Origin of the sequence: Streptomyces sp. WELS2 (genome assembly GCF_013870595.1) — a bacterium.
Lineage (GTDB): Bacteria > Actinomycetota > Actinomycetes > Streptomycetales > Streptomycetaceae > Streptomyces.
This window is the reverse complement of the sequence record NZ_JACBWZ010000020.1, coordinates 1-23,563: the sequence shown is the minus strand read 5'-3', so window position 1 is coordinate 23,563 and position 23,563 is coordinate 1. Positions and strand designations below refer to the sequence as shown.

24 protein-coding genes and 1 other RNA gene are annotated in these 23,563 nt (G+C 70.1%); 8 read left to right on the top strand and 17 right to left on the bottom strand.

Features of this window, described 5'->3' with window-relative positions; all coding sequences use genetic code 11:
- The 3 genes from H5J33_RS02655 to H5J33_RS02645 all read right to left on the bottom strand — a co-directional run.
- Positions 1 to 1,113: MMPL family transporter (locus H5J33_RS02655; RefSeq protein WP_181793162.1), on the bottom strand; the 1,113-nt coding region annotated here is incomplete at its 3' end.
- A 227-nt stretch (positions 1,114 to 1,340) separates the two neighbouring features.
- Complete coding sequence (locus H5J33_RS02650) at positions 1,341 to 2,510, bottom strand: acyl-CoA dehydrogenase family protein (RefSeq protein ID WP_181793161.1); 1,170 nt, start codon at positions 2,508 to 2,510, stop codon at positions 1,341 to 1,343.
- Positions 2,507 to 2,653 (bottom strand): hypothetical protein, encoded by a 147-nt coding sequence (locus tag H5J33_RS02645; RefSeq protein ID WP_181793160.1) that lies wholly within the window; start codon positions 2,651 to 2,653, stop codon positions 2,507 to 2,509. Before H5J33_RS02645 ends, H5J33_RS02650 begins: the two co-directional genes overlap by 4 nt.
- A gap of 93 nt (positions 2,654 to 2,746) precedes the next feature.
- Between H5J33_RS02645 and H5J33_RS02640 the strand changes: the two genes are divergently transcribed.
- From H5J33_RS02640 to H5J33_RS02630, 3 genes are all read left to right on the top strand, one after another.
- The gene (locus tag H5J33_RS02640; RefSeq protein ID WP_220211882.1) at positions 2,747 to 3,733 is read left to right on the top strand and encodes a LysR family transcriptional regulator; all 987 of its coding nucleotides are present in this window, start codon (positions 2,747 to 2,749) and stop codon (positions 3,731 to 3,733) included.
- Between the two features lie 34 nt (positions 3,734 to 3,767).
- Positions 3,768 to 4,583: an alpha/beta fold hydrolase gene (locus H5J33_RS02635; RefSeq protein WP_181793159.1), complete on the top strand. Its 816-nt coding sequence runs from the start codon at positions 3,768 to 3,770 to the stop codon at positions 4,581 to 4,583.
- A 71-nt stretch (positions 4,584 to 4,654) separates the two neighbouring features.
- On the top strand, positions 4,655 to 5,521 hold the full coding sequence (locus H5J33_RS02630) for a MaoC family dehydratase N-terminal domain-containing protein (protein ID WP_181793158.1): 867 nt from the start codon (positions 4,655 to 4,657) through the stop codon (positions 5,519 to 5,521).
- A gap of 70 nt (positions 5,522 to 5,591) precedes the next feature.
- Here the strand turns inward: H5J33_RS02630 and H5J33_RS02625 are convergent, their stop codons facing one another.
- The 8 genes from H5J33_RS02625 to H5J33_RS02590 form a co-directional block, all read right to left on the bottom strand.
- On the bottom strand, positions 5,592 to 6,887 hold the full coding sequence (locus tag H5J33_RS02625) for an MFS transporter (protein ID WP_220211881.1): 1,296 nt from the start codon (positions 6,885 to 6,887) through the stop codon (positions 5,592 to 5,594).
- Between the two features lie 61 nt (positions 6,888 to 6,948).
- Complete coding sequence (locus tag H5J33_RS02620) at positions 6,949 to 7,587, bottom strand: SDR family oxidoreductase (RefSeq protein WP_309485295.1); 639 nt, start codon at positions 7,585 to 7,587, stop codon at positions 6,949 to 6,951.
- 254 nt (positions 7,588 to 7,841) lie between these two features.
- Positions 7,842 to 8,687, bottom strand: coding sequence for a PhzF family phenazine biosynthesis protein (locus H5J33_RS02615; protein ID WP_181793156.1), 846 nt, complete (start codon positions 8,685 to 8,687; stop codon positions 7,842 to 7,844).
- Between the two features lie 7 nt (positions 8,688 to 8,694).
- Complete coding sequence (locus tag H5J33_RS02610; protein WP_181793155.1) at positions 8,695 to 9,576, bottom strand: phytanoyl-CoA dioxygenase family protein; 882 nt, start codon at positions 9,574 to 9,576, stop codon at positions 8,695 to 8,697.
- A 162-nt stretch (positions 9,577 to 9,738) separates the two neighbouring features.
- The gene (locus tag H5J33_RS02605; protein ID WP_181793154.1) at positions 9,739 to 10,488 is read right to left on the bottom strand and encodes an iron-containing redox enzyme family protein; all 750 of its coding nucleotides are present in this window, start codon (positions 10,486 to 10,488) and stop codon (positions 9,739 to 9,741) included.
- A 64-nt stretch (positions 10,489 to 10,552) separates the two neighbouring features.
- Positions 10,553 to 11,869 (bottom strand): acetyl-CoA carboxylase biotin carboxylase subunit family protein, encoded by a 1,317-nt coding sequence (locus H5J33_RS02600; RefSeq protein ID WP_181793153.1) that lies wholly within the window; start codon positions 11,867 to 11,869, stop codon positions 10,553 to 10,555.
- A gap of 32 nt (positions 11,870 to 11,901) precedes the next feature.
- Complete coding sequence (locus H5J33_RS02595; RefSeq protein ID WP_181793152.1) at positions 11,902 to 12,996, bottom strand: DUF1611 domain-containing protein; 1,095 nt, start codon at positions 12,994 to 12,996, stop codon at positions 11,902 to 11,904.
- A 58-nt stretch (positions 12,997 to 13,054) separates the two neighbouring features.
- The gene (locus H5J33_RS02590; protein ID WP_181793151.1) at positions 13,055 to 14,296 is read right to left on the bottom strand and encodes an acetyl-CoA carboxylase biotin carboxylase subunit family protein; all 1,242 of its coding nucleotides are present in this window, start codon (positions 14,294 to 14,296) and stop codon (positions 13,055 to 13,057) included.
- A 609-nt stretch (positions 14,297 to 14,905) separates the two neighbouring features.
- On the opposite strand from H5J33_RS02590, the gene H5J33_RS02585 reads away from it, so the two are divergent.
- The 3 genes from H5J33_RS02585 (at position 14,906) to hisC (ending at position 18,303) form a co-directional block, all read left to right on the top strand.
- Complete coding sequence (locus tag H5J33_RS02585) at positions 14,906 to 15,436, top strand: flavin reductase family protein (RefSeq protein WP_309485294.1); 531 nt, start codon at positions 14,906 to 14,908, stop codon at positions 15,434 to 15,436.
- A gap of 131 nt (positions 15,437 to 15,567) precedes the next feature.
- Positions 15,568 to 17,019, top strand: coding sequence for a 3-phosphoshikimate 1-carboxyvinyltransferase (gene aroA / locus H5J33_RS02580; RefSeq protein ID WP_309485293.1), 1,452 nt, complete (start codon positions 15,568 to 15,570; stop codon positions 17,017 to 17,019).
- 216 nt (positions 17,020 to 17,235) lie between these two features.
- The gene (gene hisC, locus H5J33_RS02575; protein WP_181793149.1) at positions 17,236 to 18,303 is read left to right on the top strand and encodes a histidinol-phosphate transaminase; all 1,068 of its coding nucleotides are present in this window, start codon (positions 17,236 to 17,238) and stop codon (positions 18,301 to 18,303) included.
- Positions 18,304 to 18,564: 261 nt separating this feature from the next.
- On the opposite strand, the gene H5J33_RS38245 is transcribed toward hisC, so the two are convergent.
- The 3 genes from H5J33_RS38245 to H5J33_RS02565 form a co-directional block, all read right to left on the bottom strand.
- Complete coding sequence (locus tag H5J33_RS38245; RefSeq protein ID WP_309485292.1) at positions 18,565 to 19,026, bottom strand: response regulator transcription factor; 462 nt, start codon at positions 19,024 to 19,026, stop codon at positions 18,565 to 18,567.
- Between the two features lie 1,038 nt (positions 19,027 to 20,064).
- Complete coding sequence (locus tag H5J33_RS37070; RefSeq protein ID WP_258564840.1) at positions 20,065 to 20,199, bottom strand: hypothetical protein; 135 nt, start codon at positions 20,197 to 20,199, stop codon at positions 20,065 to 20,067.
- Positions 20,200 to 20,266: 67 nt separating this feature from the next.
- Complete coding sequence (locus tag H5J33_RS02565) at positions 20,267 to 20,749, bottom strand: hypothetical protein (RefSeq protein ID WP_181793148.1); 483 nt, start codon at positions 20,747 to 20,749, stop codon at positions 20,267 to 20,269.
- Here H5J33_RS02565 and tgmA point away from each other — a divergent pair.
- Positions 20,748 to 21,008 carry a putative ATP-grasp-modified RiPP gene (gene tgmA, locus H5J33_RS02560; RefSeq protein WP_181793147.1) on the top strand — a complete coding sequence of 87 codons (261 nt, stop codon included), beginning with the start codon at positions 20,748 to 20,750 and terminating at the stop codon, positions 21,006 to 21,008. The genes H5J33_RS02565 and tgmA overlap by 2 nt on opposite strands.
- A gap of 5 nt (positions 21,009 to 21,013) precedes the next feature.
- A complete protein-coding gene (locus H5J33_RS02555) occupies positions 21,014 to 21,826 on the top strand; it encodes a DUF6087 family protein (RefSeq protein WP_258564839.1) in 813 nt (270 codons plus the stop codon).
- A gap of 210 nt (positions 21,827 to 22,036) precedes the next feature.
- Here H5J33_RS02555 and rnpB read toward each other — a convergent pair.
- The 3 genes from rnpB to H5J33_RS02535 form a co-directional block, all read right to left on the bottom strand.
- Positions 22,037 to 22,439, bottom strand: an RNA gene (gene rnpB / locus H5J33_RS02545) — RNase P RNA component class A.
- 58 nt (positions 22,440 to 22,497) lie between these two features.
- Positions 22,498 to 23,019, bottom strand: coding sequence for a TetR/AcrR family transcriptional regulator (locus H5J33_RS02540; protein WP_181793146.1), 522 nt, complete (start codon positions 23,017 to 23,019; stop codon positions 22,498 to 22,500).
- The gene (locus tag H5J33_RS02535; protein WP_181793145.1) at positions 23,012 to 23,440 is read right to left on the bottom strand and encodes a DUF4260 family protein; all 429 of its coding nucleotides are present in this window, start codon (positions 23,438 to 23,440) and stop codon (positions 23,012 to 23,014) included. Before H5J33_RS02535 ends, H5J33_RS02540 begins: the two co-directional genes overlap by 8 nt.
- Positions 23,441 to 23,563 lie beyond the last annotated feature (123 nt).

Sequence of the window (23,563 nt, the reverse complement as noted above, 5' to 3'; positions counted from 1 at the left end):
CCGCGTTCGATGGCCTTGATGGTGGCCAGGGAGACGAAAGCAGCGCGTGCAAGATGGGCATGCGGGCGGAGCGCCGGCCCGGCGCCCGGCCCGGCGCTCCGCCCGCATGCCCATCTTGGCGAGCAGCGCGGGCAGGACGGTCAGGGAGCTGACGACGGCGACGAGGGTGACGAGGATGGCGCCGGTGGCGATGGAGGAGAAGATGACGTCGTCGGCGAGGTAGAGGGTGGCGCTGGAGACGGCGACGGCGAGCCCGGAGAGGACGACGGCACGGCCGGAGGTGGCGGCGGCGATCTCCACGACGGACCGCGGGCTCAGCCGGCCACCGCTGAGGGCGCGTTCCTCCCGTTCCCGCTTGAGGTAGAAGAGGGTGTAGTCGACGCCGACGGCCAGACCGATGAGCAGGATGACGTTGGTGCCGACGCCCGCGTCGGGGAAGACGTGCGAGGCCACCATGGACAGCCCCACGGCCGCCACGATCGAGGACAGTGCGAGCAGCAGCGGTACGAGGGCCATGGCGATGGAGCCGAAGACCAGCAGCAGGGTGATCAGCGTGACCGGCAGGGAGATGACCTCGGTGCGCGAGAGGTCGTCGCCGCGCAGCTTCTCGACGCCCTTGCTGATGGAGGGCGATCCGGTCTCCTCGATCCGCAGCCCGGGGTGGGCCCGCTGCACGGCGGCGGTCCGCGCGAGCAGCGGCTCGACGTGCTTCTTGCCTTCCAGCTCCGGGCCGTCGAGGGTGACGGTGACCCGTACGGCGGTGTGCCGCGCGTCATGCACCGGCTTCGCGACGGAACGGACCTCGGGCAGCCCCCGCATCAGGGCGGTCACGTCGGCGGCGGCCGCGTCGGCGTCAGCGGTGTCGAGCCGCCCGCCGCCGGGGTTGGCGGTGATCAGGACGTGTTCGACGGGCCGCTGCTGCAACCCGCCCTCGGCGGCGATCGCCTCACCACGCCCCGCCTCGCCGATACGGAAGTCCGCGCTGGTCGCCGCGTTCGTGCCGACGGACATCCCGACCCCGAGACACAACACGACGAACACCAGCCAGCCGGCGATACCCCGCCAGGGGTGCGCCGCACTCCAACCAGCCATACGCACAGGGAGATTCCTCATGCCGACCATGCTCTTGGCGGGGGGTACGACGCCGACAGCGGCGACTGGTTGAACCTGGGGTCCACCGGGTGGTGGACGGAGTCCGCCGCGTCAGCGGGGGCGTGTGCCGGTCGGCCGGGACCGGCTCGCCCCTGCGCCGTCCATGCCGTCGCGCCGGACGGTCCGGTCATCGGCGCAACGGCGACCGCCGGTGGGGTCGGGCACGTGCTTCACGCGGACGACGGTCTTCACGCGTCGAGTCCTCCTCGCTGGACCAGCTGGCTCGCGATCACGTTCCGCTGGATCTCGTTGGTGCCCTCGCCGACGATCATCAGCGGCGCGTCACGGAAGTAGCGTTCGACGTCGAACTCGGTCGAGTAGCCGTAACCCCCGTGGATACGGACGGCGTTGAGGGCGATCTGCATGGCCGTCTCGGAGGCGAACAGCTTGGCCATCCCGGCCTCCATGTCCACCCGGCGACCGGCCTCGGCCTCACGTGCCGCGTACAGGGTCAGCTGGCGAGCGGCCGTCAGGGAGGTCGCCATGTCGGCGAGGTAGTTGCCGATCGACTGGTGCCGCCAGATCGGCCGGCCGAACGACTCGCGCTCCTGCGCGTAGGCGAGCGCGTCCTCCAGGGCCGCGCGGCCGACGCCGAGGGCGCGGGCGGCGACCTGTAGCCGCCCGGTCTCCAAGCCCTTCATCATCTGCGCGAAGCCCTTGCCCTCGGCTCCGCCCAGCACCGCGTCGGCCGGGGCCCGGTAGTCCTCGAAGGACAACTCGCAGCTCTCCACGCCCTTGTACCCCAGCTTGGGCAGGTCCCGGGAGACCGTCAGTCCCGGGCCGTGCTCGACCAGCAGGATGGACATCCCCTTGTGCGCCGGGCTCGCCTGCGGGTCCGTCTTGCACAGCAGAGCGATCAGCTGGGAGCGGCGGGAGTTGGTGATCCACGTCTTCGCACCGTTCACCACGTATCCGCCGTCGGCGTCCCTGCGGGCCACCGTACGCATCGCCTGGAGATCCGAGCCGCCACCCGGCTCGGTCAGGGCCATGGTCGCCCGGATGGCACCCGTGGCCATCTTCGGCAGATAGTGGCGTTTCTGCTCCTCGGTACCGAAGTGCAGCAGCAGCTTGGCGACCACGGTGTGGCCGCCCATCGCGCCGGCCAGGCTCATCCAGCCTCGCGCCAGTTCCTCGGTGACCAGGACGTAGCAGGGGGTGGAGACGGGTGTGCCGCCGTATTCCTCGGGGACGGCGAGACCGAAGACGCCGAGTCGCTTCATCTGCTCGATCAGGGCTTCGGGATAGGTGTTCGTGTGCTCCAACTCCCGGACGACCGGCTTCACCTGCTCGTTCACGAAGTCGCGTACCGTCCTGACGACGAACCGCTCGTCCTCGGACAGGATGTCGAGAATGCTCATGCTGTGATGCTCCTTGGGGCGGACCGTCGGCCGGATACGTGCGGGGAGGACGGGTGCGCGGGCCGGCTCGTCCGCTCGGCGAACGCCTCGAACCGGGTCACCTCGACGGCGCGCTGGAGCAGGTCTTCGAAGGACGCGGCCATGCGGTGGCCTCCAAGGGTTTCGGGACCCGAGCCGGGAGTACCATCATGAACACTCATGTCACCGTGAGTGCAATGTCAAGCCATGATGGCTCGATGCCGAGTGCGGATGGCACCGGAGGGGTGACCGTGGACGTCAGACAGCTCAAGGCGCTCGTCACGGTGGCCGAGGTCGGCAGCGTCACGCGTGCCGCGGAGCTGCTGCATCTGGTGCAGCCCGCGGTGACCCGGCAGATCCGCACCCTGGAGGAGGAACTCGGCGTGCTCCTGTTCGAGCGCACCCGTCAGGGCATGCGCCCGACAGACGCCGGAGCGATCATGGTGGACCGTGCCCGGCGCGCCCTGAACGAGCTGGAGCGGGCCCGCGCCGAGGTGCGGCCCCATCCCGGCGCGGTGACCGGCATCGTCACGGTCGGCCTGCTGGAGAGCACCGCCGGCCTGCTGGCCGAAGCGCTCGTGACCGCCGTGGCCCGCGACCACCCGGGCATCGAACTGCGGCTGATGACGGCCTATTCGGGGCATCTCCAGCAGTGGCTCGACGACGGCGACCTGGACCTGAGCCTGCTGTACAACCTGGACAACACGCCCTCGCTGAACGCCCGCCCGCTGGTGCGCGAACGGCTGTGGGTGGTCGCTCCCGTGTCGGCCGGGTTGCGGCCGGACCGGCCGGTCCCGTTCGCCGAGGCCGCCGGCCGTCCCCTCGTCATGCCGGCCTCCGGTCACGCGCTGCGTGCCCTGATCGACGCGGCGGCGAGCCGCGCCGGGGCCGAGCCGCGCATCGCCGTCCAGACCAACTCCATGCCCGTCCAGAAGCAACTCGTCCTGGCGGGGCACGGCTGGACCGTCCTGCCAGGCGTCGGCATCGCCCAGGACCTCACGAGCGGCGCGCTCAGCGCCGCGCCGCTCACCGATCCCGACGTGTGGCGCTCGGTGGTTCTGGCCACCCCCAGATACGGCCGGACACCACCCGCCGTCGAGGTCGTCGCCCATGAGCTGGTGCGACGGATCCACTCGGCGGTGGCCCATGGCAGATGGCTCTCCGCCCAGCTCCCGGGAGCCGGCAGCACCGCCGAGACCGAGTGATCGGCCACCACATCAGTACGACCGGAGAGACGACATGACCGGCACCGAACGCCTGCCCCACGCCTTCGCCCGCGCCCAGGACGGCACGGCACTCGCCCATCAGCGCAGCGGAGACGGCGCTCCGCTCGTGCTCCTCGCCGGGCAGGCCAACAACCACCACTGGTGGGACGGCATACGCGAGGACTTCCACGGCACGCACCGCACCATCACCATGGACTATCGAGGCACCGGAGCCAGCGACAAGCCCGAAACCGGCTACTCCACCGAGCAGTTCGCCGATGACGTGATCGCCGTCCTCGACGCACTGGGCATCGACCGCGCCGACGTCTACGGCACCTCCATGGGCGGACGCGTCGCGCAATGGGTGGCCGCCCGGCACCCGGAACGCGTCCGCCGTCTCGTCCTCGGCTGCACCAGTCCCGGCGGCCGGCACGGAGTGGAACGGGACGCCTCGGTGCGGCGCGCCCTGGCCCAGCCGGATCCGCGAGCCGCGCGCGAGGCGCTGACCGACCTCATGTACTCGCCGTCCTGGCGCACCGCCCACCCCGGCCCCTACAACACCCTCGGCGACCCCGGCGCGCCCCCGCACGCCCGGCGCGGCCACCTGCTGGCCAGCAACCGGCATGACGCGTGGGACGCCCTGCCCGGCATCACCGCGCCGACGCTGATCCTCCACGGCGGCCAGGACCGGATGACCCCGCCGGACAACCTCGCCCTGCTCGCCGCCCGCATCCCCGACACCCGAACCCACCTCTTCCCCGAAGCCCGACACGCGTACTTCGAGGAATGCCGGGCCGAAGCGAGCGCGCTGGTCTCGGCCTTCCTCACGTCACCGGGTGCGACGAGCTGACCTTCCCGGCCACCCTTGTCGTACGCGAACCGTCCCGCACCCGGCCGACCTGATCCCCGCGAGGACACGACATGCCCGTCCCTCTTGCCTCCTACGTCGAGTCATGGCGCCCCGAACCGGTCACCGACGAGGACGCCCTCCCGCCCGCCCCGGCAGCGGCTCTGTCGGCCCTGCTCGACCTCCCGGGCTCCGCCGCCGCATCCGGCGGCCCCCTGCCGCCGCTGTGGCAGTGGCTCTACTTCCTCCACTGGGCTCCCCAGCAGGCCCTGGGCCCCGACGGCCACCCGCGCGGCGCCCGTTTCCTGCCGCCCATCCCCGACCGGCGGCGCATGTTCGCCGGCGGGCGCTGCACCATCAGCGAGCCCTTGTGTCTCGGCGAACCGGCCGAGCGCGTCAGCAGCCTGGCCGCCGTCACCGCCAAACAGGGCCGCAGCGGCGAGCTGCTGTTCGTCACCGAGCGCCGGGAGTTCCGGCAGAACGGGCGCACGTGCCTCGTCGAGGAACAGGACATCGTCTACCGGTCGGGCGACAGCTCCGCACCCCGGCACCACCCGGCCACGCTGGACGGCACCACCGTGCCGATGGCGCAGGGACCGTGGCAGCTGCGTCTGCGACCCGACGAGACCCTGCTCTTCCGCTTCAGCGCCCTGACCGCCAACGCCCACCGCATCCACTACGACACCCCGTACGTCCGTGACGTGGAGCGCTACCCCGGCCTGGTCGTGCACGGCCCCTTGCTGGCCCTCCTGATGGCGGAACTGGTACGCAGGAACGCTCCCGAGCGGCAGGTACGCTCGCTGTCCTACCGGCTGCACCGGCCGGTGTTCGCCGGCGAGCACATCCTGGCCGACGGCACCCCCTCGCACGGGCAGGCCGAACTGCGCATCGCCACCCACCGCGAGACCCGGCACGCCGACGCCGAGGTGACCTTCGCATGAGCCACCCGGATCACAGCCTCGTCGCCGCCGCGTGCCGCCCGCCGACCCGAACGGCACCCCCCGGCCCTGACTAGCCCGGGCTGTGTGCGCGCGTGCGGTCGGACCACCTCACGACGAGCGGTATGACCTGGCCGGCGACGAGGAAGAGAGCTCCCATCGCGAGCCAGCCCGGCTCGCCCCAGCCTATGCAGACCAGGCCGAGCACCGGCGGGCCGATCGCGTTGGACAGGCCCTGGCCGATGGCGAACAGGCCCGAGTACTGGCCCTGTGCGTGCTCGGGGGCGAGGCCGAAGGACAGCTCGAACGAGGCGGCTGTGTACAGCAGTTCACCTATGGTGAGGGCGATCACGCCGATCAGGACGACGACCACGGCGACCCATCCGGGCGCGCCGCCCGCCACCGCGATGAGGGCAGTGGAGAGGAGGAACGCCGCCCCCGCGCGGCGCGCTGTGCGGCCGGCCGACGCGTTGTCGTGGACGCCGCGGCTGACCCGCACCTGAAGGCAGACCACGAGGGCGGCGTTGACCGCCACGCTCGCGCCGACGAACCACCGCGGCGCATCAGTGTGCCCGATGATCCACAGCGGCAGGGCGAACATCAGCACCTGGTTCTGGATGGACATGATGCCGTCCAGGGCCGTGAGCGCCACGTACGGCCTGTCCCTCAGGGCCGGCCAGCGGCCGCCCTGCGCCGGGACGTCCACCGGCGGCACGGACGGAATGCGGGAGACGACGGCCGCGGAGACGAGGAACGTGACGGCGGTGCCGAGAATGAGGCACACGTACGCGGTCCTGGTGTCCAACTGGACGACGACGCCGGCCGCGAGGGCTCCGGCGCCGGCGGCGATGTTGTTGAGGGCACGCAGGTAGGAGCGGTAGCGGGTGGGATTCGGGGCGCCCAGGGCGCGGGTCAGCGGGCCGCGGGCGGCCGTGCCGGCCGAGACGGCGAACTCGGCCACGCACAGGCACGCGATCAGCAAGGGGAAGGAGTGCACGAACACCAGTCCCGCCACGGCGAAGGCCTGCACGATGACCGCGAGCCGGAAGACCTCGCGCGGGCCTTGCCGGTCGGCCAGGTGGCCCACGGGGACGCCGGCGGCGAGTCCGATCAGGGCGGCGGCGCCCAAGGCGAATCCGACCTGCGCGACCGGAAGCCCCACGGAGCGGGTGAAGAACAACGCGGCCCCGGAGATGAAGAGGCCCTTGCCGATCTGGTTGATGAAGGTCGCGGCGGCGAAGGCGCGTTTGGCGCTCGTGTCGGGCAGGAAACCGCGGGCCACCAGCCTGGCTGTCAGCCCTCGCTCGGTGCCCTTCCCGGCCGCCGTGTCGGTCTGTTCGCCTGGTGGGCGCTGACCGGTGGTGTCCAACTGACTGTCCTTCCGACTCCGTGATGGCGTTTTGTCTCGCTGGTCCCCTCACCGACGACCGTCAACGGTGCGTCACGGAGATGAACGCTCGGCGTCGAACTCGGAGGGTGGCCAGGCGCCAGGCGGTTTTGTGGCGGGCACCGCCCTCGACGTGGATCGTCTCGCCGGAGACGGAACCCGCGCGGAGGAGCCACATCACCGTGCCGGCCACGCCGTCGGTCTCGCCGTGCCGTCCGACGAGGGTTCCGGCCGCGCTCTTGCTCGACAAGGCGGCCTTCTTGTCACCAAGGCGACCCCGTGCGCCCGAGTCCACGACACCGGGCGAGACGGCGTTGACCCGTACCGGCGCCAGATCCGCCGCCAGATGGCGCGCGGCGTACTCGAGCGCACCGTTCGCGACCCCCTTGACGAGCGAGCCCGGCCCGGGGCGCCAGCCGGCGACACCGGAGAACAGCACCGTCGACCCGGTCGGCCGCGTCACCGGCGCGCAGTGCTTGGCGACGAGCATCGGACCGATCACCTTCGCCGTGAACGCGGCCGGCGGCTCGTCACGGTCCGGCTCGGTCACGCGGACGTCGTGCGGTGCCGAACCGGTCGTCACGATGTGGCCGATTCCGTCCTTCAGCCGTTCCGCCGCGGCCGCGATCGCCGACTCCTCCCGCGGATCGAGCCGCACCGCCGTGGCACCGATCTCGCTCACCGGCGCGTCGGCCGAATACGCCCTCACACCGCTGGGCGGCTGTCTGCTCGTCCCGCTCCGCGCCGTACGACGCTGGGCCGAAGAGCATGTCCCGGACATCGAGGCGGCCCGGGGCCGCCGGCCGGTTGTGTGACCAGCATGAGCCGGCGGACTCGCCGCCCCGGCCTGGACGTCACCGTCACCCCGCGCGAAGAGGCCGGTCGACCCACGCCCACGCCGTAAGGAACCGGTCGTGCTCGAGAGGACCGGGCCGGTCATTCCGTCACGACCCGTGCAGCGCCGCCGAGTTCGACTCGCAGATCCGGGTCCGCCGTGGCGGTGATGGTGGCCTGGCTGCCGAGGGCGTCGCCCATGTCGACGGCGATCCGGTGGACGCCCCGGCCGGCCAGGTGCGCGACGAGACAGGCCGTGCTGTTGGCGTTGGCGAGGTCCTCCGGGACGCCGATCGAGGGGGCGAACATCCGGGCCGCGAGCGCGCCCTCGGGCGAAGGTTCCGAGTGGACGTACGCGCCGAGCAGGCCGAACCGGTCGCAGACCGCCCTGAGGCGGTCCATGTCCGGGCGCAGCGCGGCGAGCGCGGCCCGGGTGGGCACCGGCACCAGAATGCGTTCGCGGCCCACGCCGGCGATCCGGACGTCCGGTCCGGCCTCGTGCGGCGCGAGACCGAGGGCCGGAAGAACGAGGGCGCGTTCCTCCGCGGTGGGTTCGCGCAGATCGACGGGGCCGGGGTCGAAGGCGGCGGTGATCAGCTCGCCGGCCCGCTCGGCCCACCCGGCGAAGACACGCCCCCCGGCACGGAGGGTGGCCCGGTAGGGGCCGGCACCGCCGTGCCGTGCCGCGAGGAGGGCGAGGGCGGCGACCGTGCCGTGACCGCAGGCGGGCAGTTCCCCCTCCGCGGTGAAGAAGCGCAGCTCGACCGTGTCGCCGGCAGGACGGACGTACACGGCGTGTGAGGTGCCCTGGGCGACGGGGATCCGGCGCCGCTCGTCGTCGCCCGGCGGCGCGCCGTCCGCATCGTCCTCCAGGACGACGGCCGTGGGGCTGCCGCCCGCGCCGCCCCTCAGGCAGGCGCGGACGACCGTCACGTTCGGTGTGCTCACGGAGCTGTCACTTCACCTCATCGAGCGTGGCGTACCCGGTGGTCGCGGCGGTCGCGGTCTCGTGGGCGCCCTCCTGGAGCTGGAAGAGCGAGCCGAAGGGGCGCTCCGCGAACGGAAGGCGCCACGCCCCGGCCTCCACACGTGCCGTGTCCGACACCTTACCGCGCAGCAGTTTCACTCCGGGCTCGTTGTGGCCGGCGTGCGGGCCGAAGTGGATCGGGTAGGCGTCGGCCGCCCGGTAGGCCGGCAGGAAGGCGCGGCGGTACCGGTCGGAGCGGTTCGGGGAGGAGTAGTGCAGGAGCAGGGGGTGAATGAAGACCACGCTGCCCGCGGGCGCCTCGATGGACACGGCGAGCGCCGGGTCGGGGGCGTCGGCACCCGTCACCTTGCCGCGGAAGTAGCCGTCGACGTAGTGGTCGGCGAGGCCGCGGTGGTGGGAGCCGGGGACGGCCTGGAGGGCGGAGTTCTCGATGGTGGTGTCGTCGAGGTAGATGAGGGCCGTCACCAGGTCGGTGTTGGTGTGGGGGTAGTAGGCGAAGTCCTGGTGCCAGTCCACGACACTGCCCACCTGCGGGGCCTTGAGGTGGAGCTTGCTGTAGTGGAACAGGATGTCGGGGCCGATGAGTGCCTCGACGTGGTCGAGCAGTTCGGGGTGGGCGGCGGCCCGCTCGAACGCGGCGTGCTGTTTGGTGGGCGACCAGATCCGGCGGGCGACGCCCTCGCCGCCCGGTTCCACTTCGGCGACGGAGCCGATGTCGGGGACGCTCAGGATCTCCGTGATGGCGGTGTTGAGTTCGGCGACTTCGCTCGGGTCGAAGAGACGCTCGGCGACCGCGAAGCCGTTCTCGCGGTACTCCTTGACGAACGTGGCCGTGTCGGGTGCGGACATGCGCGGGGTTCCTCTCTGCGGGTGGCGGGGGTGCGGTGGGGTGGGGTGGCGTCCCTGAGGGTCCGCCGGGCGACGACCGCCCCGGCGGACCCTCGACGGCTCAACAGCGCCATCGGCTGGCATCACAGCTGGGCCCCGCGCGGGCCGGGAAGGACGTGCGGGTCACACGGCGGTCTTCGCGTGCTTGGCGACGGTGTCCTCGTAGATCTCCCGGAAGAACATCGCGAGGATCTCCTGGACGTCGTCGATGTACTTGAACACCTTCTGGAAGTCCTCCTCGCTGAAGATCAGCTGGTGGAGGATGTCCCACATCTCCTGGGAGTGGTCTTCGGTGGTGTCGACGTGGAGGTGGGCGGCCTGCCCCTTGACGTTCTCCTTGCCGAGCCGCTCCTGGAGGTTTTCGACGATGGCCGGCTGGAGCTTGACCTGGGTGTACTCCACCAGGTAGTTGGAGACGACCGGGGCGAGGACCCCCTCGTGCTCCAGGGCGTAGTAGAAGAAGCCCTCGAGGAGACGGGTGGAGAGGTAGGGCTCGGTGGCGAGGATCTCCTCCTCGGTGATGCCGGCGGCCGCGGCGTCGCTGGTGTACAGCTTGTCGTGGAGCATCTCCTCGGCCTGGTACTGCGCGTAGTCGCGGGCGGCCCTGGGCGCGATCTGGGCGATCTTGTAGATGGCCTTGGACTGGCTGACCCGGGAGAGGCGGATCCGCCACACGTGCTCGATGAGGGTGCGGCGGTAGTACGCCTGGTGCAGCTCGGGTTCGGTCAGGTGGGACGCGAAGGGGACGGTGGCCTTCCACTCCGCCATCTTCTTGTCCATGTAGCGGTCGAGCTCGGCCTTCTTCAGACGGCTCTGCTCCTCGTTGTAGAACGGCTTCGGGTAGGTGATCCCGGTGTTCTGCACGCGGTTCACGCGTTCTCCTTCACAACAGGGTTCGCGGGGATGTTCACGGAAGGGTCAGAGTGTGGCGCCGTGGTCAGCGGTAGCGGACATGGAAATGCTCCGTCGCATGCCGGTCGAGGAAGTCGATCTCGGCGTCGAGGTCGTCGGCCGCCACGTCCCACAGGGCGTCCATCAGGCAGATCCCCCGGTCGGACGCGTCCAGTTCGGTTCCCTCCGCCACGTGGACGCGCAGGATCCGGGGCGGGCGGGCGGGCGGCTCGAAGCGGATCGCGTCGACGGTCCGCCCCTTCTCTCCGTACTTGCTGAGGAACACGGTCGCCCGGGTGGGCGCGCCGGTGCGCAGGGCCTCCAACTGGGAGGCCTGGGTGAGCCGGTCGTGGAAGGCGTCCCGCTCGCTGTCGGGCAGCAGCAGGGACTCGGTCCACAGGTCGAGGAGGGAGTGCCCGGTGACGATCTGGACGCTGGGGTTGATGAGGCTGCCGCCCATCCGGGGGTTGATCTCGATGATCTCCCAGCGCTTCCTCGACTCCCAGTACTTGACCTCGATGTGGAAGACGCCGGCGGTCAGCCCGTGCTCCGCCAGCGCGGCGAGGCAACGGGTGACGTGGTCGGATCCCTCGAGGACGAGTTCACGGCCGAGGCTCACGGGCGGGCTGACCGACATCCCCTCCAGGACGGTCCGCTCCAGGCGCTCCACTCGGGCCTTCTCATGGACGCACAGGTGGTGGACCCGGCCGTCGAGGACGACCGTCTCGAAGCTGAACTCCGGGCCGTCGACGTACTCCTCGACGAGGAAGTCGTACCGGTCCATGAAGATCGCCTTCATACGCCGGTCGGCGCGCATCTGTTCCTGGAGTGCGGGCACGTCGGCCAGGTCGTTGACGTCGTCCAGGACGAAGGTGGCGAAGGACGAGGCACCGCGTACCGGCTTGACGAACCAGCGTGCGGAGGGGTCGAGTTCGGGGATCGCGCCGGGGGTGAGCCGGTGCAGCCGGACCTCGCTCAGTCCCTCGGCGAAGAGGTGGCGACGCAGTTCGTACTTGTCGAGGCAGAGGCGCAACGCGGCCCCGGCGGAGTCGTGCGCGCCGAGCCGCTCGTTGAGCTCTGCCATCAGCAGCCGGTAGCCCTCGAAGGTGGCGAGGGCGGCCTCGACCTGGTAGCCCCGGTCGGCGAGTTCGCGAACGGCCTTCTCCAGGTCGCCGGAGCACAGTTCGGACTCCTCGGTCACCACCCAGTCCGCCAGGAGGTGGTGGACCGCGTCCAGGACCCCTGGCTTCTCCGGCCGGGAGCTGAGGGCGACCAGGGTGAGGCCGAGCCCGGCGGTGGCCTCGGCGATCTCCTCGGTGTACGACTTGCCCTGGTGCATGAGGAGCAGGATCGCTCTCTTCATCGGTGCATCTCCTCGGAGTTCCGGGGCCGTTCTCAGCGCCGACGGGCCGTCAGCCGGTCCGCGTTCTCGCGCTGGTGGGCGCGCAGGATCTCGACGAGCCGGGCGGCGCCGCCCTCACGGACCGGGTCGACGACCGGCAGTCCGGTATCGGCCTCCAGCTTCTCGGCCTCGCGGCGGTAGTCCTCCTCGGAGAAGCCGAAGCTGTTGACGCTGACGGCGGCGACCTTGGCGGGCCGTTCGAAGACGGAGAGCTCCTCGTTCATGCGGATGAGCTCGGGGATGGGGATGATGGGCGTCTCCCAGACCTTGGTGCGATCGGCGCCGAGACGGTGGCAGAAGACCAGAGCGTGCGGCAGGGCGCCGTGGAGGATGGCGAGGGCGACGCCGCTGAACCCGATGTGGTTGAGCGAGCCCTGGCCCTCGACGACGACCCATTCGTTGCCTGCGGCGGCCTCCATGACCACCTGCTCGACGGCACCGGCCATGAAATCGCCGGGCACACCGTCGACCGCGATGCCATGGCCGGAGATCAGCATGCCGCTCTGGCCGGTGGCGGCGAAGCCGGTGCTGATGCCGCTGCGGTTGGCCTCGTTCCAGATCTGCAGAGCGGCGGTCTTCTTGCCGATGTTGGAGTCGCTGCCGCAGGTGTGAATGACCCAGGTGTCCAGGTCCAGGACGCGGGCCCGGTTGAGCTGCACGGGCGGGGCGTCCTTGGTCTCCCAGACGGTGATGCCCTTCTCACGGACGGCACGGGCGATGTCCGGGTCGTCGGCGAGGCGGTAGTGGATCGAGTTGATCAGGTGCAGGCCGTTCTGGACGGCCGCGAGGATGTGCGGCTTCCAGGCGGAGGGCAAGTCGGCGGAGTGCAGGCCCTTACCGATGATCATGACTTCGGGGTTCAGGCCCATGGCATGCTCGACGCGGCTGACGATCGGGATCGGGCCGCCGTAGCCGAGGACGTCCTGGACGGTTTGGCCGGCTCTGCGGCTGTCGATCACGGCGACGCAGCGGTCTCCGTTGTAGCGGACCAGTGAGGCGGCGATCTTGCTCGTGAAGAGTCCGAAGCACCCCTCGGCGAACAGCACGAACTTTTTGTCGACCAGCTCCGCATGGCTCAACTGACCCACGTCTACCTCCACAGACTCTACGGTTCCATTGCCGATGGCACGAGATGGCTCGGGCGGTCTACGGGACAGGCTCAGTCGTCAGGTGATACTGCGCACGCGCCTGCCGCACGGCCTCTTCGATCTGCTCCTGGGTGCCGCCCCGGAAGAGGAAGCGGCCTCCCTGGAGCGTGGCGTACGAGCCGGGCCGGGAGACCAGAACCTCACCCGGCCTCGGCACCAACTCCCGGTACACATAAGGAACCTGTCCCAGGAGCGGGGTGGCGGAGGTGACCTTCTGAGGCAGCGGCTTGGGGCCTTGGATGATCAGCCAGCCGCCGCTCAGCTCCGGGTTCCGGGCCGGCGGGTCCACCGGACGGCCGAGCAGCACGTCCACCCACAGCCGCCAGAGATTCACGCCGTGGACGTCGTTGATGACGTAGGACACGTCGGCGCCCGGCACCCGGGCTCCGACCTCCAGGAACACCAGCTCGTCGCCGGTGTCGAAGAATTCGAGGTGGAAGGCGGAGCTGCGCAGGCCGAGCGCGGCCAGGCAGCGCACGGCGAAGTCCTCGCAGCGGCCGCGCACCTCGGGGTCCGTCTGGAAGACGGACCCGAGCGGTGCGCCCTGGGCCTCGAAGTCCAGGCAGGTGGAGAGGTAGCGCGAGGTGCACAGGAACAGCGGTTCGCCCGTGGCGTCCAGGACGCCGTCGACATGCAGGATCTCGCCCTGCACGAACTCCTCGATCTCGAGGTCGTCCAGGCTCCGTTCGGCCCACAGGGCCCGCAGCTCCTCGGGCGAGGCGATCTCGCGCACACCCTGGCTGGACGCTCCTCGCACCGGCTTGACGATCACCGGGTAGCCGAACTCCTCGGCGGCCGCGAGGATCTGCTCCTCGGTGCGGCAGGAGGCCCAGCGCGGCACTCGGAGGCCGGCCCGCGACACCCTCTCCTTCATGACGGTCTTGTCACGGAACCGGGCGGTCTCCTCGACGCCGGAGCCCGGGATGCCGTACCGCTCCCGCAGGACCGCCGCGAGGTCGAGGAGCATTTCGGAGAAGGCGATGACGTGGTCGAACGGGCCTTCCTCGCGAACCACGGCGTCGATGATCTCCAGCACACCGTCCACGTCGCCGAAGTCCGTCACGACGTGCACCCGTTCCGCGTCGGCGGGCACTCCGCTGCGGCCGCCCTCGTCGCAGACGTACGTGACGTGGTCGGTCTGCGGGTCGAAGACCAGCTCGGGCGCGGCGAGGCGATTCTCCCAGCGCCGCTCGTCCTCGTACAAGGGCCAGCGGTTCAGGAACAGGATTGCGCTGGACATGGATGTCGTCCTCACGGTTCACAAGAAGCATGGACGTGCCCGGCCGCGAGGCCGGTTGACGGCAGGGCGAACGGCGGGCCATTCGGAACCGGACAAGGAATCCGAATCTGAATCCCGGAAAGGGCCACCATCGTGTTGATCTCGTTGCCACAGCCTCGCATGGGACCGGCCTGGTCAGAATAGGACCTAGGTCCCGGTTCCCCGGCGTCGCGGGTGTGCGAGCACGTGCTGCCGTACTATTGCCACCGTCCCGGCCGGGACGAAGGACTGTGCGTGGATGACAAACGGGCCGCCGGCCCCGTTATATCGCCGAGCGCCGACGACAGCGTCACCCCCGGGTCCCGGTGAGAGAGTCTGGACCACCTCGGGCCGCAGACGCCATGGGCGGATGGTCCTAATTGCCGCACGCGTTCCACGGGACACAGACTTCTGATCGCGCCCCCACCGTCGGCGGAGGGCTGTCGTGCGCGCCAGGAAAGTCCAACCGAACCGACGCCTCGACAACAGCGGGGACACGGCCCTGCGACTGGGCTTCACATCCGGACCGAATTTCGCGGGACAGGTGGTGGTGCTGCCGTGACGGAGGGGAGGACGGAGACCGCACGGCGGGTGAATTCCCGGGAATTCCGGGCGGCGATGGCCCGGTTCGCGGCCGGGGTCGTGATGGCGACGACTCCGGACGACGGCGGCGTGCCGCGCGGCTTCACGGCGAGTTCGTTCCGTTCCGTGTCGCCGGACCCGCCGCCGATCCTGGTCTGTCTGGCGAACTCGGCCGACTCCTTCGCGGCGTCCGACTCGTGCGGGAACTTCGCGGTGAGCGTGCCGGGCCGCGAACACCGGCCGCCGGCCGAGTGGTTCGCCACCGAACGTGCCGACGAGTTCGCGTCGGGCGGCCCGTCCCGCACGCCCGGCGGACTGCCGGCCGACGCGGGCGCGCTCGTCGAGCCGGACTGCGAGATGTACGCCAGGCACCCGGCCGGGGACCATACGGTCCTGATCGGCCGGGCGGCGGGCGCACGCCTGGGGGAGGCCGCGGGGAACCCCACGGTCTATTACGAGAAGTCCTTCGGTTCCCGGCCTGAACGATGGCCGGGCGGAAGCGGTTCATTGGACCACCCTGCGCGGAAACGCCATGGGTAGATGGACCTATTGCCGCACTCGCCCACCAGGACACAGAATTCTGATCGCGCCCCCACCGTCGGCGGAGGGCTGTCGTGCGCGCCAGGAGGATTCCGAACTGGCGCCCCGGCATCGAAGCGCCAAGCGGTGGGATGACATGTTCTCGCTCCGCGGACATCGCCGACCCCGGACGTCAAAGCGACATCGCTTGCAAGGTATCAGACGGCGAACGATGGGAAACGGGAGATACAAGGATGCTGCTGAAGGTTGATCCGGTCGATTCCTTTTCCGGAACTTTCCGCGTCCCTTCTTCGAAACCGGAGACGCAACGGGCAATTCTGGTCGGCACCCTGGCCGAGGGCACGTCACGCGTGTACAACGACCTCCGTTGTGACGAGACGCAGACGATGAAGAACGCCTGCCGTGCCTTCGGTGCCAAGATAACCGAGCACGACGGATTCCTGGAGATCGAGGGCATCGGAGGGGCGCTCCCGGACATCCGGCGCGTCATCGAGGCCCGCGGCTCGGGTCTGGTGTTCCGCGTCGTGACGGCGCTCGCTTCGGTACTGCCGTCGCCGGTCGTGGTGACGGGCGACGCGACCCTGCGCAAGCGCGTGATGGCACCTCTGCTGCACGCGCTGCGCGAACTGGGTGCGGACATCGAGTCGATCGTCGACGAGGACAAGGCCCCGGTCGTCAACTGGGGACGCGGCCTGAAGGGCGGCAAGTGCCGGCTGCCGGGGGACATCAGCTCGCAGTTCATCACCGCCATCCTGTTCGCCGCGCCGCTGGCCGAGGGCCCGGTGGAGATCGAGGTGACGGGCGAGGTCTACTCCAAGTCGTACATCCGGCAGACGCTGGCGAGCCTGACGGACGCGGGGATCAAGGTCTCCGCGTCGGAGGACATGCGTCACTACCACGTGGAGCCCTCCTCCTACCAGGCCCAGGACGTCACCATCCACGAGGACTACACCTCGGCCTCGTACCTGCTGGCGGCCGCCGCGCTCTTCCCGGGACGGACCGTCCTGACCAACGTGTACGGCGACAGCCTGCAGGGCGAGTTCGCGATCGTCCCGATCCTGGAGCAGCTCGGGGTGAAGGTCACCTTCGACCGGGCCTCCTCGTCGCTCACCGTCGACAACCCGCCGGGAAGTCTGTGCGGCGACTTCGAGGTGGATGTGCGGGACTGCCCCAACATCGTGCCCACGCTCGCCGCCCTCGGGGCGTACGTGCAGGGCAGGCTCCGGGTGACCGGCGGACGCCTCACCCGCTTCCACAAGGCGTCACGCATCGAGGCCATGGCCGCCGAACTGACCCGCGCGGGCGTGGACATCGAAGTCCTGTACGACGACGGGGTCTGCGACGGCTTCGAGGTCCGCGGTGCGCAGACGTACCCCGGCGGAGTGACGCTGTCCAGCTGGGGCGACCACCGCATCTTCATGTCGCTGTTCGTGGCCGGCCTGCGGATGCAGTCCGCCAACCGGTTCTCGGGCTTCGAAGACGTCAAGCTGTCCTTCCCCACCTTCATGGAGGAGTTCACCAAGGCAGGGGTCCGCACCACGGCCGTCGAGGAGGAGAGCGCGCCCGCCGAGACCGTCGGCTGACCCTGCCCTCGGCGACCCCGGCGGTCCGCTGTGCCGCGGTGACGCGTGCCGCCGGACCGACAGGTGAGCGAGACGCGCTGCCGACCACGGCAGAAGTGCCGGCGCGCGGGCCGGATCTCCCGCCCGCGCGCCCGGTCGCGGCTCACGGCTCCCGGAGTCCGGGGAGAACGACACCCCCGCACGACCGTCCGCTCCCCCGTACAGGAAGTTCCCTCGATGACCCCTGCACCTGTCCCCCGGCTGCGCGCCGATGTCTCCGAGTTGCCGCGTTACGTCCCCGGCCGGGCCGCGCCCAGCGACCTGGTGGACAAGTTGTCGTCGAACGAGAACCCGTACCCTCCCCTGCCGTCGGTCGTCGCCGCGATGCGCGAGGAGCTGGGACGCGTCAACCGCTACCCCGATGCGAAGAGCGGTGAACTGGTCACGGAGCTGTCCGCGGCCCTCGCGGTGCCCCCGGAGCACGTCGTGCCCGGCACCGGATCACTCGGGGTCACCAAGGACCTGTTGTGCGCCGCGGCCGGCGATGGGGACGAAGTGCTGTTCGCCTGGCGCTCGTTCGAGGCGTATCCGATGCTCGTCTGGGCCACCGGGGCGACCCCTGTGCAGATTCCGCTGCTTGACGAGCGGCATGACCTGAAGGCCATGGCCGAGGCGGTGACAGAGCGCACTCGCGTGATCATCGTGTGCAACCCCAACAACCCGACCGGCACGGCCGTGCGCCGCGGTGAACTGGAGCGCTTCCTCGACCGGGTGCCGGACCATGTGCTGGTGGTGCTCGACGAGGCGTACCGCGAGTTCGTCGACGACACCGACGTACCCGACGGCATCGAGCTCTACCGCGATCGCCCCAACGTCGCCGTTCTGCGTACCTTCTCCAAGGCGTACGGGCTGGCCCGACTGCGCGTCGGCTACGCGGTCGCGCATCCGCGGGTCGCGGCCGCGGTGCGGGCCTGCACCGTGCCGTTCGGCGTCAGCGGACTCGCCCAGGCCGCCGCGCGGGCCTCGTTGCACGCGGGTCCCGAACTGCTGGAGCGGGTAGGGACCCTGGTGGCCGAACGCGCCCGGGTCACCCGTGCGCTGCAAGCCGCGGGCTGGAACGTTCCTGACAGCCAGGCCAACTTCGTCTGGCTGCGCCTCGGTTCGCACACGCCGGCGTTCGCCGACCTGTGCGAGACGGCGGGCGTCATGGTGCGTCCTTTCGGCGACGAGGGGGTGCGGATCACCATCGGTACTCCCGAGCAGAACGACCGTCTGCTGAAGATCGCGGGCGAATGGCCGGTGTGAGACCCACCGCCGCGGCCCCCTCGTCCCGGCGGCGGAGCGGTACGAGGCGGGTCAGACCGATGTCCACACCCGTCGAGGCGACGGAGACCGGGCGTGGACATCGGCCGGCAGGGCGTGCCGTCGCGGCGTTCGTCGTCCCGGTCCTGGTCCAGGCATCACCTCGAGCCAGGGCACCGGCACCTCACGCGCGCCGCGTTGCCGTGCGAGGGACGCCGCTGACCGCACACCGCCGGCCGGTCCCTCAGTCCAGTTGCGGTCCATTCAAGTGGTCAGGCCAACGTGTTGGGCGTAGAGCGCGGCCTGGGTGCGGTGAGTGGCGCCGAGCTTCACATAAATGCTGCTGAGATGGTTCTTCACCGTCTTCTCGGATATGTCGAGTTTTCGGGCGATACCCCGATTGCTCAGCCCCCAGGCCAGCAGCCGGAGTACGCCCCGCTCGCGTGCGGTGAGGTCGGGGTCGGCGGGCGGCACGTCCCGCTCGGGGACGGGAGCGGACGGAGCGGCTTCCCCGGGGTCGGCCAGGCCGACGTGTCGAGCGTAGAGCGCGGCCTGGGTGCGGTCAGTGGCGCCGAGCTTCACGTAAATGCTGCTGAGATGGTTCTTTACCGTCTTCTCGGAGATGTCAAGTCTTCGGGCGATGAGCCGGTTGCTCAACCCCCGGCCCAACAGGCGAAGCACATCTAATTCACGGCAGGTGAGGTTTTCGGCCAGTGCTTCTTCCACGCCTTGTCTCCTCTTTCCATCTCTCAACGAGCATGAGGCAAACTTCGAAGGGCTTCATTCGCGCGGCACCCCTGGCGGCGAACGGTGAGCGCCGGCAGCTCACCTGACGGGCGGCGGCCACGGCAGGCGACCCGACGTCGCGCCCGGCCCAGCCGTGCAGGCCGGGAGCACAGACGTCGAAAGGGGTGGAAATAGGGGGCTCGGAGGTGGCCCGGCATCAGGGGACCAGGCCAAGGATGCGGGTGAGGGCAGCGTCCTCGCGCGACACGAGGACGCGGCTTCGACGGGCAACGGGGCAGAGGTCTTGGCGGGTGGCGTCCACGACGACCTTCCGCCATTCAACCCAGGGATAATCGGCCAGGGCGGCGCGGGAGACGGTGGCCGTCTCCCGCGGTTTCGGGAGCCCGGGAGCGGCTGCTTCGGACACCGGCAGGACCTGGACCGACGGCTCCCGGACGGGAGAAATCACCACACGTGTCGGAGACCAGCGGGCTCACGGGAAGTACATGCAGGCATGACGTCAATATGGTCTCCCCCCATGCGAGCACACCAAGTCGTTCCCGGACGAAAATGGCAACACCATGAAGAATCGGTGACGCGACTGCACAGTGGCACGTTCACAGCCAGGCGAAGGTGGTCACCCTTCCCCTCCCCGCTCGCTCGGGGCGCACACGGAAACTTCTCAAGCGCGGTCTCTAGATTACAGTTGATGCGAACAATTGACCAGTGCTTAACCGTTTCGAAATGTTAAAACTCGAACCAAAGTTGCCGGCGCCCCGTGATGGAGTCGAGGCCGGCGGGACGAAGGATGCCTCGGCCCGCTGCACGACAGCCGGGAATGCCGGAAATATCAATCTCTCGCGTCGTGGAGATCTTGCGAGCGGCCGCATCCACGGCGGGGCGGGCGTGGCGGGGGCGACGAGTAGGTGGATCTCTCGTACGACGTACCGCGCGAGACCAGGTAGCGGCTTTCCCGGCGCGGGCGGCTGAGGACGATGCGGACGAGCGCCGTATATGCCTGCCGGTCGCCGCCACGATTCAGTCCACGCCGCCGGGTCCTGCCGAGGACGCCTCGACCTGGCTGGTGCGGCACAAGGTGGCGAAGGACGCCTCGTTGTCGCGGCGTTCAGGGTTGTCACCGGTCGCGTTGAGCGCGGCGGCCGGCGGTCTCACAGCGTGCCGCGCGGCCCCTGCCGGCCGATGACCTGGGTCCCGGACCTGATCCCCGCGAGCAGCGTGATCAATGCACGCCGTGCGGCATGGGCGCCGGCCCTCGTACTTTCTGTCCGGGGCGTTCGTGCTGGCGCAACAGCGGCAGCACGTGGGTGTGGAAGATCCGCAACTCCTCACGCGTCGGCCAGCCGGAGAAAATACAGACGGCCAGCCCACAACGATACGCCACGGCGCCGGATAACAGCATGGGAGAAATCCAGCCAGATTCCGCGGTATCGGCCAGCCGTAAGGAAGTCTTCACTGCCACGGAACCGGAGGAGGCCACAGCATCTGCGATCCGTTTCCGGTGTTCTTCGTCGGGATCGCCCATCATCTCGGCGAGATCAGCCGGCGCTTCCGCGCGGCTTTCCCTCGCCGGCACATGCACGCGAGTTCCCACACGGCCGCCCTGCGTCAGGACGGGCTTCGCCGCCGAGGCCATTCCCTCCCGTCCGCGCCCCCTGGCGTAGACGGATTCCCGCACCGCACCCTTCAGCCCAAGGAGTCTCATGACCATCTCCGCCACACTCCCTTCCCCCACGCGGCCGTGGGGTGCGGGCCGACTCGCGCCCTACCCGACGGTCATCCGCCGGCCCTACGCCACGGTCGCCATCGACCCCACGACGCAGCTCGGGGTGTTCCGCGACCGCGTCGGGCAGGTGGTCGAGATGGGGAAGCACGGCACCAGCTCCGGCACCGAGACCTCCACGACGACGAACTCGGACTCCCGGAACGACCAGGGTCACGACCAGGACAGCACGCAGGACTGATGGTCATGCCCGAGGAGAGGCCGGTTCTGGTGGCCACCGAGGCGGACGACATCACCGCCGACATGGTGATCACGGAACTCAACCAGCGCGATGTGCCGGTGGTCCGGTTCAATCCCGCCGACATCGGCGAAAACCTCACGGTCTCGACTCGGTTCGGCACCTGCCCGGCCCAGGTTGTCGGGCAGGTGCGCACCCCGTCGAGAACCGCTGATGTGACCCAGGTCCGATCGGTGTACTGGCGCCGCCCGGAATGGCCCACGTTTCCCCACCTGTCCGCTGATGACTCCCGGTTCGCGGCGGCGCAAGTCCGTTACGGACTCGGTGGCACCCTCTACGCCCTGGGTGGCCCGCTCTGGGTCGACCATCCCCTGCGCGTCGCCGCAGCCGACTACAAACCCGCGCAACTCGTTCTCGCCCCGCAGCTCGGCTTCACCATCCCACCCACCCTTGTCACCAACGACCCGGACGAGGCCCGCGAGTTCGTCCAGACTCAGAGGCAGGCGATCTCCAAGACGCTGCGATGGACCCCCTACACGCGTGAGGGCCTGCCGGTGACGGGATGGGCTGCCCCCGTCACCCCCGAGGAGATCGACGAGGTCACCGGTGACGGCCCGAGAGCATCGCATCTGAACCCCGATGCGCCCCGTGCGATCCAGCGGTGGAACGGCCATCTTTGGGAGCCGCACGGCTTCGCGGCGAACCTCGCGGAGGCACGGCGCATCCTGTTTCCCCACACCGGGGCTGCCTCCACCCGTGAGGCAACACCGAAGCTCGGCCCGGGGACCGGCAGACATCGGAAGCCTCCGACTTCCTCATAACTCCCTGGCGTCCCATGTCATGTTTCTGAAACCGACTCCGGCCGGTAGAGCACCTGCGGCACACGGGCGCCCGTGAGTAACGACTTTCATGGCTATTTTCGTAGCCGCAAGGTCCAGTTCAAGCCGGTACGGAACGGGGTGAGGCGACGCCCACGGTTCCACGATAAAAGGCCTCTGGCCTGCAATATTGCAGGCCAGAGGCCTATGGGGCAGACGAGTCGGGCTGTACGCCGGGTTCTGTTCCCCGGTTGCCTCGCGGCGGCCGGGGCGACGGCCATCCATCTAGGGCCGGCGTTGCCGCCGGCCTCGTGCGGTCTACCCGCGGACTCGGGCGGGCAGCCCTCGGTCGTCCGCGCAGGAGCGCCGAAGACGCTCCCTCTTGACCTTGCTCCGGGTGGGGTTTACCTAGCTGCCCAGGTCACCCTGGGCACTGGTGGTCTCTTACACCACCGTTTCACCCTTACCAGGGACGGGAGTCCCTGGCGGTTTGCTTTCTGTGGCACTGTCCCGCGGGTCACCCCGGGTGGCCGTTAGCCACCACCCTGCCCTGTGGAGCCCGGACGTTCCTCGGGAAGCCCCCTAGGGGACTCCACGCGGCCGTCCGCCCGGCTCGTCTGCCGTGAGGACCATGGTACCGGGCGGCCGTCCCGGCACGGACCGCGCCCGTTCCCCTACGTGCCCAGCGCCCCGAGCCCCCGCTTCCACGCCGCCTCCAGGTCCGCGTCGGCCGGGAAGCGGCCGTGGATCTCCAGGGTGACCATGCCGTGGGCGAAGGCCCAGAAGGCGCGGGCCAGGTCCAGGTCGCCGGCGCAGGCGCGCAGCAGGGGCAGGGCGGCCCGGTCCTCCAGGCCGGCGGGCAGCTCGGCGCGCGGCAGGGGACGCTCGGTGGCCAGGCAGTACAGGTGGGGGTGGGCGAGGGCGTAGCTCCGGTACGCCCCGGCCAGCGCCTCCAGCGAGCCGGGGGCGCGGGCCTCGGCGGCCTCCAGCGCCTCCGCCGTCTCCGTCAGCATCCGCGCCACGAGTTCGACCTCCACGGCGTGCTTGTCGGGGAAGTGCTTGTAGAGGGACGGGGCCTTGATGCCGAGGCGGTCGGCGAGGGTGCGCATGGTCAGCTGGGCGGGTCCGGACTCCTCCAGGAGGTCCCGGGCCGCCGTCACGATCTCCCGTGCCCGGGGGGTGAGCCGGTCAGCCACGCTGGAAGCCCTCCTTGGTGCGCAGTCCGTAGCCGAGGACGCGATCGTACGAGATGTGGGCGAGCCAGCCGCACAGCGCGGCGAAGGCGGGCGGCCAGTCCAGCGGGAGCGCCGCGTAGGCGACGGCGAGCGTGAACGGGACCAGGGCGCGGTGCATGGCGTTGTAGTACGGCACCGCGCGGGGCGGCAGCTGTCCCTTCGCCATGCGGGGTGCCTCGTCGAGCGCGACCAGGAAGGTCAGGTCGGGCAGTACGAGGAAGGCCAGCGCGAGCACCGTGGCCGGCCAGCCGTGGCGTACGGCTTCCACGACCGCGAAGGCCGACCAGACCAGGGCGAAGGCGAGCCAGGCCCCGCGTCGCAGGGCCGGGGTCCCGATGCGCCGGGTGCCGGTCGTCGTCGCCGTGCCGGTTGTCGTGGTCATGAGTGTCCTCCCGGGTCGTCGTGACGGCGCGCCGACCAGTGGCTAACGTCGTTAGCCACGACCATAAGGCTAACAACGTTAGCCGTCAAGGGCGGCTGGACGCGGTCACGGCCGCCGGCCCGC